Source organism: Streptomyces sp. NPDC051677, assembly GCF_044453465.1.
Lineage (GTDB): Bacteria > Actinomycetota > Actinomycetes > Streptomycetales > Streptomycetaceae > Streptomyces.
The window spans coordinates 214,640-225,437 of sequence record NZ_JBITCT010000014.1; the positions used below are offsets into that span (position 1 = coordinate 214,640).

At 74.2% G+C, this 10,798-nt stretch carries 7 protein-coding genes; 3 read left to right on the plus strand and 4 right to left on the minus strand.

From position 1 onward, the window contains the following. Window positions 1-176: 176 nt before the first annotated feature. The gene (locus tag ACIBAF_RS19185) at window positions 177-1,166 is read left to right on the plus strand and encodes a malate dehydrogenase (protein WP_399464389.1); all 990 of its coding nucleotides are present in this window, start codon (window positions 177-179) and stop codon (window positions 1,164-1,166) included. A gap of 48 nt (window positions 1,167-1,214) precedes the next feature. Here ACIBAF_RS19185 and ACIBAF_RS19190 read toward each other — a convergent pair whose 3' ends face one another. Genes ACIBAF_RS19190 through ACIBAF_RS19205 form a run of 4 tightly spaced genes read right to left on the minus strand, consistent with a single transcriptional unit; the run spans window position 1,215 to window position 8,295 of the window. After that, the gene (locus ACIBAF_RS19190; protein WP_399464390.1) at window positions 1,215-4,628 is read right to left on the minus strand and encodes an SAV_2336 N-terminal domain-related protein; all 3,414 of its coding nucleotides are present in this window, start codon (window positions 4,626-4,628) and stop codon (window positions 1,215-1,217) included. A 38-nt stretch (window positions 4,629-4,666) separates the two neighbouring features. Further along, entirely contained in the window at window positions 4,667-5,629 is a 963-nt protein-coding gene (locus ACIBAF_RS19195; RefSeq protein WP_399464391.1) for an AAA family ATPase, read from the minus strand. Continuing rightward, a complete protein-coding gene (locus ACIBAF_RS19200) occupies window positions 5,626-7,926 on the minus strand; it encodes a trypsin-like peptidase domain-containing protein (RefSeq protein WP_399464392.1) in 2,301 nt (766 codons plus the stop codon). The genes ACIBAF_RS19195 and ACIBAF_RS19200 overlap by 4 nt, the downstream gene beginning before the upstream one ends. Window positions 7,927-7,929: 3 nt before the next feature. Continuing rightward, on the minus strand, window positions 7,930-8,295 hold the full coding sequence (locus ACIBAF_RS19205; protein WP_399464400.1) for a CU044_2847 family protein: 366 nt from the start codon (window positions 8,293-8,295) through the stop codon (window positions 7,930-7,932). 103 nt (window positions 8,296-8,398) lie between these two features. On the opposite strand from ACIBAF_RS19205, the gene ACIBAF_RS19210 reads away from it, so the two are divergent. Beyond that, on the plus strand, window positions 8,399-8,956 hold the full coding sequence (locus tag ACIBAF_RS19210; protein WP_399464393.1) for a DinB family protein: 558 nt from the start codon (window positions 8,399-8,401) through the stop codon (window positions 8,954-8,956). Between the two features lie 189 nt (window positions 8,957-9,145). Continuing rightward, a complete protein-coding gene (locus ACIBAF_RS19215; RefSeq protein WP_399464394.1) occupies window positions 9,146-10,699 on the plus strand; it encodes an aldehyde dehydrogenase family protein in 1,554 nt (517 codons plus the stop codon). Window positions 10,700-10,798: the final 99 nt, after the last annotated feature.

The following is a 10,798-nucleotide window of genomic DNA, read 5'->3' on the forward strand; positions in this document are numbered from 1 at the left end:
GTCCGTCGTCGGCCGGGCCGCTCTGTGGGACGGGCCACACAACCCCGGACGTCCGGGATCCCGGATGCGCGATAGCCTGACCGCTGGATGGATCTCTTGATACCAAGAGATCGATCATTTGTACGTCCCACCCGGGGCAGGGACGCCCCACCGACAGCTGTCATACGGAGAACGCCATGACCCGCACTCCCGTGAACGTCACCGTCACCGGCGCGGCCGGCCAGATCGGTTACGCCCTGCTCTTCCGCATCGCCTCCGGCCAGCTGCTCGGCGCGGACGTGCCGGTCAAGCTGCGCCTGCTGGAGATCACCCCCGCGCTGAAGGCCGCCGAGGGCACCGCGATGGAGCTCGACGACTGCGCCTTCCCGCTGCTTCAGGGCATCGACATCACGGACGACCCGAACGTCGCCTTCGACGGCGCGAACGTCGCCCTCCTCGTCGGCGCCCGCCCCCGCACCAAGGGCATGGAGCGCGGCGACCTCCTGGAGGCCAACGGCGGCATCTTCAAGCCGCAGGGCAAGGCCATCAACGACCACGCGGCGGACGACATCAAGGTCCTCGTCGTCGGCAACCCGGCCAACACCAACGCGCTCATCGCGCAGGCCGCCGCGCCGGACGTACCGGCCGAGCGCTTCACCGCGATGACCCGCCTCGACCACAACCGCGCGCTGACCCAGCTCGCGAAGAAGACGGGCTCGACGGTCGCCGACATCAAGCGCCTCACCATCTGGGGCAACCACTCGGCCACCCAGTACCCGGACATCTTCCACGCCACGATCGCCGGCAAGAACGCCGCCGAGGTCGTGAACGACGAGAAGTGGCTGGCGGAGGACTTCATCCCGACCGTCGCCAAGCGCGGCGCGGCCATCATCGAGGCGCGCGGCGCGTCCTCGGCCGCCTCCGCCGCCAACGCGGCCATCGACCACGTGCACACCTGGGTCAACGGCACCGCGGACGGCGACTGGGCCTCCATGGGCATCCCGTCGGACGGCTCCTACGGCGTCCCGGAGGGCCTGATCTCCTCCTTCCCGGTCACCACGAAGGACGGCCGGTACGAGATCGTGCAGGGCCTGGACGTCAACGAGTTCTCCCGCGCCCGTATCGACGCCTCGGTGCAGGAACTGGCGGAGGAGCGCGAGGCGGTTCGCGCCCTCGGCCTCATCTGATCTCGCGTATCCGCTTCCGGTCCCCGGGCTGCCGCCGCTGCCCGGGGATCAGTGCGTCCGGGTCCGTACGACCCGCTCCGCCAGGTCCAGGAAGACGTTCAGGGTCGGTGTCCGCAGCCCGTTCAACTCCCTTTCCTGGAAGAGCGAGGAGCTCAGCGCCCGGTCGAAGGGGACCGCGACCACCTGGTTCACGCTCACCCCGACACGGCTCGCCAGGGCGGCCGGCACGCGCCGCGCGGAAGGCCCGTCGACCTCGGTGACGACGACGATCGCCTCGTCGGCCAGCCGCCAGCGGCGGGCGGCGCGCAGCCGCTCCAGGACCTGCCGGGCCGCGGCGAGGAACCAGTCGGCGGTGCCGCAGCACAGGATCAGCCGGTCGGTCAGGTCCAGCACGGGGTCCGCCGAGTCGTCGAGCCGCTGCGGGGCCCAGTCGGTGAGCACGAACGAGTAGAACGGCTCCGTCCGGGCCAGCACATGCTCGTAGGCCTGGGCGTGCACCAGGTTCGGGTTGGCGTGGCCGGACGGGTGCGCCGCCACTTCCAGCCCGGACGGCAGCCGGGTGGTCAGGGCGCGGACCTCGTCGTACGACGGGTTGGCGGAAAGCCCCGCGAGATCGCGCACGGTGGCCGGGTTACGGCTCGTCAGGAAGCGGCCCAGGGCCCCCTCGTGGGCCGCTCCGTCCAGGGCGAGGACGGGCTCGCCCCGGACTGCGGCGAGCAGGGAGCCGAGCACCATCGTCGTGGTGGCCCGCCCGCTGTAGTGGTAGGCGCCGACCACCGTGAGGCGCCTGCCGTGGCGCAGCGGCGTCCGCAGCCGGGCCAGCCGGGCCTCCGCCTCGCGGCGGGCGCTGCCGAAGCGGGGCGGGCGCAGGCCCGCCGGCAGACCGGGCCCCGACGGCGCACCGGCCCCGGACAGCGGGCCGGCCGGCGGCGGGGCGAGCGGGACGCGCTCCATGGGCAGGGCGTTGACCGCGGACGCCGGCGGGACGGTGCGGGTGACGCGGGACTGGGCGATGTACCGGGCCAGCACGTCCGCGACCTCGGCCGCGCTGGGCCGCTCGGCCGGGTCCGCGGCCAGGCACCGCAGGACGCGCCGCCGCAGCTCCCGCCAGGTGTCGCCCTGCCACAGGTGCATGCCCTCCGGTTGGCCGGGCAGCTCCCAGCCGGCCTTGCTGCTGACGATCTGGAGCAGCTCACCCAGCGCGCGCACGTTGTCCTCGGGCGTCGGCGGCGGGCCCGTGCCCGGGTAACCGCCGTCCACGGCGCAGTCGGAGAGGTCCGCGAGGACGACCGACCGGCGCAGCACGTGGATGTTCTCGGCGTTGAGGTCCGCGAGCACGATCCCGTGCAGGTGGCACAGGGCCAGCGCGCTGGCGAGGTGCCAGCCGACGACCAGCGCGGTGATCTTGTCGAAGGGGGCGCGGCCCTCCGTGTGGGCGGCGTTGAAGATCTCCGCGAGGCGGGGCGCGGCGGGCTGCTGCGGGCCTTCGCCGATCGGAGCCACCGCAAACCAGGGTGGCCGGTCCCCGAGCGCGGTGGAGAGCAGCGCGGGGGCGTACTGGCCGCCCAGCCGGCGCAGCGCCTCCGCCTCGGCCGCCAGGGCGTCGCCGGCCGGGTGATCGGGGCGCGGGGTGCGGACCAGGGCGTGGGCGGCCCGCGCGTCGACGGCGTCGTACTCCACCGTCCGCCGCAGCCGTCGGCGCCGCAGCAGCCGGTACGGTCCGAGGCGCCGGGGGTCGTCCTCCAGCAGGGACGTCCAGCCGTCCGGCGATTCGGTGCTCGCGCCGCGCCCCGCCTCCAGCCCCTGCGCCTCGCGCTCGAACGACACCCCGAAGCGGGTGAGCAGCCGGCGCTCGACGCTGGTGAACGGGCGGTGGCTGCCGGGGAGATGGGCCGTGCCGTCCGGGTGGGCGAGCCAGGCCGGGAAGTCCGGCGAGTGGCCGGCGAGTTGCTCCAGGCGCCGCCCGATGCTGCGGCTGGTCCTGAGCAGTTCGGCCTGCGGAACCGCGTCCAGGAGCACCAGCCTGGAGGGGTCGGAGAAGTCGAAGACCTGGTGCTTGGCCGGCAGTGGCCCCGGCACCGGCGCGGGGTGCGGCCGCATCAGCCCGCCGAGGAAGACCTCCGCGAGGTGAGAGGTCCGCGCCCGCCACGGGACGGCCGTCTGCACGAGCCGCATGACCGGCACGGTCAGCGGCGACACGGCCGCCAGGTGCGCCGCCAGCCGGTACGCCTCCGGGGTGGCGGCGTCCCGGAAGTGCTGGGCGTCGCCCGGACCGGGGGCGGGGCCGCTCACGCCGGGCCGGGGCCGGGACAGCAGGGGCAGCGGGACCGTGGCGCCGGGGGAGGCGAGGAGGTGGGCCCAGTTGCGCAGGGAGGCGGCCGTCGGCTCCAGCACCGGCACCGGCACCCCGTCGAACGCGGCGAGGTCGGCCGGGAGGACCGGATCGGTGATGTCCCAGGAGGTGTTGGCGCCGCCGATGCGCCGAGTCGTGGCCTGCCAGCGCTCGGCGTGGATGCCGGAGCCCTCCCACAGGTCGGGCGGGAGGGTGTGGAGCACGGCGGTGGGTCCGCGCGAGGCCCACTGCGACAGCAGCCGGTGCAGGGCGCCGCTGCGCCAGGAGGCGCCCATGCCGTCGCTGACGACGAGGACCAGGGTGTGTCCCGACGGGTCGCTGACGGCGCTGAGCGGGACGGGTGTGCTGTCGTGCCGGAAGGGGCGGGCGTGCAGCCGGGGCTCTCGCGCGCTGCGGGCGTCGAGGCCGAGGACGCGGTTGGTGGCGAAGGCGCCGAGACGTTCGAGGAGGGTGCGCAGTTCGGCGCCGAGGCGGTGCCACAGGAGCATCGACAGGCCGTCGTCGACGAGCAGCACCAGATGCAGCCACCGCTCCTGCACGGGCCGTTGCACCACGTCGGGCAGCCGCGTCTCGGCGAGTTCGGCGGCGGTGCGCTCCTCGTCGATCTCCAGGCGGTGCGGGCTGGGGTGGCGGCGGCGCAGCGGCCGGAGCGCGCGGCCCAGCGCCAGTTCGGCCGCGAGGGCCTTGTCCTCGGGGACCCGGACGGGCATCGCCCGGTTCGGTTCGCCGCTCTGCCGCAGCCGGATGTCCGGCATCGGCGGCGGCGTGGAACGGGCCGACCCGTACAGGGAGGGGGCGGTGAGGTCCGGCAGGTCCGGGTCGTCGGGGTCCGGCGCCGGCGGCTTCGGACCGGGCTCGTCGGCTTCGGGCGCGGACGGTCCGGCGTCCCTCGGCTGCCCGGCGGGGGCAGCCGGGTTGAGGGCGGTGGCCGCTCCGGCGGGCAGCGCTCTGGCCAGCCACAGCACGTCGAGCACCTGGTCGGCGTCCAGCTCGTGTCCGGCGGCCCGCAGCACCCGCAGAGCCTCCGCGAGCCGCGCACCACCGCCCCCGGATCCGCCCCCGGATCCGCCCCCGGGTCCGGCGCCGGCCCGGCTCTCGCCCCCGCTCACCGCATCCCCCTCACCACGGCCGCCTCGTCACGGTCGTCTCACATCGCGCCGGTGAGCTGGTGCAGTACGGCGTCCAGGAGGCCCTCCGCGTCTAGGTCGACGCCTCCGGTGCGCAGGAACACCGCGTTGAGCAGCTGGTCGGTGGCGAGTTCGCCGGGGGCGCGGCGGCGCAGGAACGCGTCGATCAGGTCGTCGGCCTCGCGCAGCGCCTCCTCGCCGAGGTGGGCGGTGACGATGGCCCGCAGCCGTGCCTCGTCGGGCACCGGCAGGTCGAGTCGGACGCAGCGGCGCAGGAAGGCGGGCGGGAAGTCGCGCTCACCGTTGCTGGTGATGACGACCACCGGGAACTCGGCGCACTGGACCCGCCCCTGACGGACCGTCACCGTGCCCCGGTGATCGGCGGTCTGCACCTCCACCTCGACCATGTCCTCGGGGAGCCGGGTCAGTTCGGGGATGTCGAAGTACCCCTCCTCGAAGACGGTGAGCAGGTCGTTGGGCAGGTCGACGTCGCCCTTGTCCATCTCGTCGATGAGCAGGGCGCGTGGGGTGGCGGAGGGCACCAGCGCGGTGCCGAGCGCGCCGAGCCGGATGAACGTCCCGATGGACGGCTCGCGTTCGCCCCGGTCGCGGCTGAGGGTGGTCTCGCGCAGCCGTCCGATCGCGTCGTACTGGTAGAGCGCCTCGCGCACGGACGACCGGCTGTTGATGGACCAGCGCAGCAGTTCGCCGAGCCGCAACTCGTGCGCCACGGCACGGGCCAGCGAGGACTTGCCGGTGCCGGCCGGTCCGGTGACCAGCAGCGGGCGGCGCAGATGCAGCGCCGCGTTGACGACGTCGGCGTGCTGCGGCTCGATCAGGTAGGGCAGTTCGGGGCGGACGGCCGGCGTCGGGCTGAAACGGCGCCACGGCGGGGCCGAGGGCAGGGCGACGGCCCGCGGGACACCGTCGCCGCGGAAGAGGCGCCAGCCGGCGCGGGCCTCGGGGTCCTCTGCGGAGGTCATGCGCTCTCCTGGGGTTCGGTCAGGTGCAGCCGGGGCACCGTGCGGTCGGCGTCCGCCCAGGCGAGGACCGGGCGGCCGGGGAACTCGGGAGCGCGCGTCCCCCTGGCGTTGGCCCGGTAGACACGGACCCCGTCGGGCAGTTCACGGGTGGCGACCTCCGCCATGTGCCGCACGACATGGGACGGCGCCGAGGAGGGAGTCGAAGAGGGAGACGCAGCGGGGGCCGCCGAGGATGACACCGAAGACGAAGACGAAGACGAAGACGAAGACGAAGACGAGGAGGATGACTCGGCGTCGTTTCCGCGGTCCCACACCACCACCGGTATGCCCACGGCGAGGCAGATCTGAACGATGGCGTCGCGCGGGCCCGGCGGGACGTCGACGGAGACGCGGACGGTGTCGAGCCGGCCCATGAGCTCGTAGTAGATCTGGTGCGGGTCCTGGGCGGGGTCCGACACGACCAGCGTCTCGCCCGAGTCGAGCTGCCGCCACCGCTCGCGCCAGTCCGGGAGGAACCGCTCGTGCCGGCGCAGCAGTTCCGGGCAGTGCACCACCAGCGGGAACTCGACCCCGAGCACACCCGGCACGACTTCCCCCGGCGCCTGGGCGGCCCATTCGTCGACCGGGAGATTGAGGTCGGCGCGGTCCACGAGGACCTCCACCAGCGGTCGCGCCCCGTCCGTCGCCGAGGGCGCGAGGGACTCCAGGACGCGCAGCAGTTCGCGTGCCGCCCCCGACGCCGAGTACGTGGCGGAACTGTCGACCGACATCTGCCGCGGCCCGGTGCCCTCGTCGCACCACACGCGCATCCGGTGCCGCCCCCGCCCGGCCCGCGTCACCTGGGCCAGGACCCGCACCCGCCGCGCCCCGCCGCGCAGCATCCGGGCCCAGTCCCCGGCGTCGGAGCGTCGCTCGCGCAGCGCCGCCGAAGGAATGCCGAGCCGTCCGGCCACCGCGTCCGACCACAGCCGCAGGTCCGCCTTGCGGGGCTGCGGGCACAGGGCGGCGATGTACTCGACGACCCGCAGCAGCGCGGGGACCCGGGGCCCGCCGTCGTCGGAGTGACCGTCTCCGGGCAGCGTCTCCAGGCGGTCCAGGACGACGTCGAGGGTGTCCCCGTCGGCCGGTACCGCGACCCGCTTCGTCGCCTCGCGCACCGCCTCGGGGAACCGCGCGAGGACGGGCCGTTCGATCCGGCGCAGGACCTGGTGCAGCCGCCGGTGCTCGCGCGGTGCGAGCAGCAGGGGAACGTCCGTGAGCCGGCCGGCGACCAGGACCCGGTCGGCGGACCTCGGATCCCTGGGCCGCAGGATCTCGACCAGGGCGGGCAGCGCGCGCGGATGGGTGACCAGGAAGTCCGCGAACTCCTCGACCGTCGGCGGCGTCACCGGGCTGCCCGGCGCGATCCCGCACTCGTGCGCGAGCTGACGGGCGGTGTCGCCGAGCGTGTACGGCGACGCGAGGGCGTTCCGCAGCGCCATCACCAGCATGCCGTGAGCGGGATCGTCGGACTCGACGTCTGCACCGCCCCCCGCGCTCTGCGCGCCCCGCTGGGCTCCCGGGCCGCAGGCGCCGTCCGGGTCGAGGACGCCGAGGGGGCGCAGTTCCGCCTCGACCCGCTGCCAGGGGATGCCCCAGCTGCGCCGGATCAGGTGCTGCGGGTCGGGCGGCAGAGGCGCTCCGTCCGGACCGCACGGTGGCATGTAGTGCGCGGCGACGAGCCCTACGACGGCCCCGTCCTCCTCCGACCAGAGCGGCCCCCCGCTGTAGCCGGGGCCGACCGCCATGCCGGTGCTCTTGCCGTCGAGGTAGCCGATCGGGCCGTCCAGAGCGGCGACCTCGAGATCCGCGAAGGTCGCGCCGTGCCCGCTGCCGTGCCAGGCCCGCACCTTCTGGCCGGGCGTCATGGCCGTACGGGGCGCGGGGGCGGGGACGCTGCCGAGCGGCGCCTCGATCCGCAGCACCGCGAGATCGCCGAGCCACTCGCCGTCGCCGTCCCGCACCGCCCCGCCGTCACGCCTGCGTGGGGCGATCCAGTGCACCACGCGCGCGGGGTACCGCGTGGTCCGCAACGGACCGTCCAGCGCGACGAACACCTCGTCCAGCCTCGGTGTCCGGGTCTCGAAGAGTGCTCTGCCCAAGGCGTCGTTGATCACGTGTGCGCAGGTCAGCACCGTGTCGATGCCGAGCACGACCGCCGCGCCCGCCGTCCTGCCGTCCGCCGACCGGCGCACGGAGGCGACGCGTGATCTCGCCTCCGCGTCGCCGGACGTCCCCACGGCCTTGAACCAGCCCATGGTTCACTCCGTGCCGGGCGCCGGTTTCCAGCTGGCGGTCACCGTGAGATGCGCCTGACCGCTCCCGCCCACGATCCCGAGTTTCAGGTCCTGCCCGATCTGCACCCCGAAGGTGACGCTCAGCTCGGCCGGCGGGTCCGGCACGGCCGAGACGACGTCGTGCACCTCCTGCAGCAGCGGCCCGAGCGGCTTGAGCGCGTTGCGCAGCGCCCCCGCCGCGAAGCTGGCGACAGCGGCCCCTCCGGTGGCCACGGGGACGGCTCTGCCCATGCCCGCGGGGAGGTCGGCGCCGCCGTCGGGGGCGGGGCCCGCGGACGTCAGCACGAATCTGACGGGCGTGCCGTCGTCCAACTCTGCCTCTGTGCTCATCGGTTGGGCCACGCCGACATTGTGATCGACGAGACGAGGACGGGCCAGTCCCCGTCGAAAAGCGGCGCGCCAGGCCCGACCGCCGGACCGTAGCCTGCGGGGCATGAGTGACAGTGAGAACAACGAGTCCGTACTGCTGGAGCCGCCCGTCGCCGGCTCCGAGGCCGACACGCTGGTCGGCTCGCTGGAGCGGCAGCGCCGGATCCTGGCCTGGAAGTGCGAGGGCCTGGACGCGGCCGCACTGAACACCCGGCTCGCGCCCTCGGCCATCACCCTGGGTGGGCTGCTGAAGCACCTGGCGCTGGTGGAGGACGAGTACCTCACCCGGCGCCTGCTGGGCAAGCCGCTCGGCGCGCCCTGGGACACGGTCGACTGGGACGCCGAGCCGGACTGGGAGTGGCAGTCGGCCGCCTCCGACACCCCCGAGCAGCTGTACGGGCTGTGGGAGGCGGCCGTGGCCCGTTCCCGGGCCCACGTCCGGCAGGCGCTCGCGCAGGGCGGACCCGACAGTCTCGTCGCCTACACGAGCGCGCGCGGCGAGTCGCCCAGCCTGCGGCACGTGTTCGTCGACCTGATCGAGGAGTACGCCCGGCACGTGGGCCAGGCCGACCTGATCCGCGAGTCGATCGACGGCCGGGTGGGGGAGGACCCGCCCCACTGAGCGATCGACGTTCCCTCGCGCGATCGACGCTCCTTCTGTTCCCTTATGACCGCATTTTCAGTGACGCGGCGCACTTTCGGCCATGGATCGCGCATGCAAGCGGAGCGCGGGGGCAGGCGATCGCGGTCCCCGAGAGTGCCCCGCGGGTGACACAGGGGGACTGAACAGGAACGGAAGGCAACACCGATCATGGCCGACAGGACGGAACAGCCGGAACAGACGGAACGGCCGGCACAGCGAGAGCACCGGACGATTCATATCGGCGGCGAGTGGCTGGCAGCGGCCTCCGGCGCCACCCGCGAGATCCTCGACCCCGCGGACGGCCGCCCCTTCGCCGTGGTGGCGGAGGGCGACGAGAAGGACACCGACCTGGCGGTCGCGGCCGCCCGTGCCGCCTTCGACGGCGGCGCGGGCGCCTGGCCGAGCACCCCCGCCGTCGAGCGCGCCGCCCTCCTGCACCGCGTCGCCGACCTCCTCATACGCGACCGCGAACGACTCGGCCTGCTGGAGAGCCGGGACGCGGGCAAGACGCTCGAAGAGGGCCGCGTCGACATCGACTGCGTCGCCGACGCGTTCCGCTACTTCGCCGGCCTCGTCGCAGCCGAGGCCCCGGGCCGGGTGGTGGACGCGGGCACGGCCGACGTCCACAGCGTCGTCGTCCACGAACCCGTCGGCGTCTGCGCGCTGATCACCCCCTGGAACTATCCGCTCCTCCAGGCGAGTTGGAAGATCGCCCCGGCCCTCGCCGCGGGCAACGCCTTCGTCGTCAAGCCCAGCGAGATCACCCCGCTGACCACGATCGCGCTCATCGACCTGCTCACCGAGGCCGGACTCCCCGCCGGGGCGGCGGGCATCGTCACCGGTCCCGGGCACACCGTCGGCGCCCGGCTCGCCGAGCATCCCGACGTCGACCTCGTCTCCTTCACGGGCGGCCTGGTCAGCGGCGCCAAAGTCGCGCAGGCCGCCGCCCCGACCGTCAAGAAGGTGGCCCTCGAACTCGGCGGCAAGAACCCCAACGTGGTCTTCGCCGACGCCTGCGCCACCCCGGAGGCCTTCGACACCGCCGTCGACCAGGCCCTCAACGCGGCCTTCATCCACAGCGGCCAGGTCTGCTCGGCGGGCTCCCGCCTCATCGTCGAGGCATCCCTCAGGGACCGCTTCGTCGCCGAACTCGCCCGCAGGGCAGGCCGGATCCGGCTCGGCCGCGGCACCGAGGACGGCGTCGAGTGCGGGCCGCTCGTCTCGGAGCAGCAGCGCGCCAAGACCGAGGCGTACGTCGCCTCCGCGCTCGCCGAGGGCGCGGTGCTGCGCACCGGCGGCAAGCGCCCGGAACCCGCCCCGCACCGCCCGGAGTCCGGCTACTTCTACGAGCCCACCGTCCTCGACCACTGCCACCGCGAGATGCGGGTCGTGCGGGAGGAGGTCTTCGGTCCGGTCCTCACCGTGGAGACCTTCCGCACCGAGACCGAGGCCGTCGCGCTGGCCAACGACACCGAGTACGGCCTCGCGGGCGCCGTCTGGACCGCCGACGCGGGCCGGGCGCGACGGGTCGCCGGGCGGCTGCGCCACGGCACCGTCTGGATCAACGACTTCCATCCCTACCTGCCGCAGGCGGAATGGGGCGGCTTCGGAAAGAGCGGGGTGGGCCGCGAGCTGGGTCCGGCCGGGCTCGCCGAGTACCGCGAGACCAAGCACGTCTACCAGAACCTCGCGCCGAAGCCCGTCCGCTGGTTCGCAGGCTGAGCCCCTCCCCGTTATGTTCTTCGCGGTCCTGCAACGGGGCCGCTGGCCTCCGGGCCCGGCATGACTGTGTCCCCCTGTCGAAGGCATGACCTGGGGGGT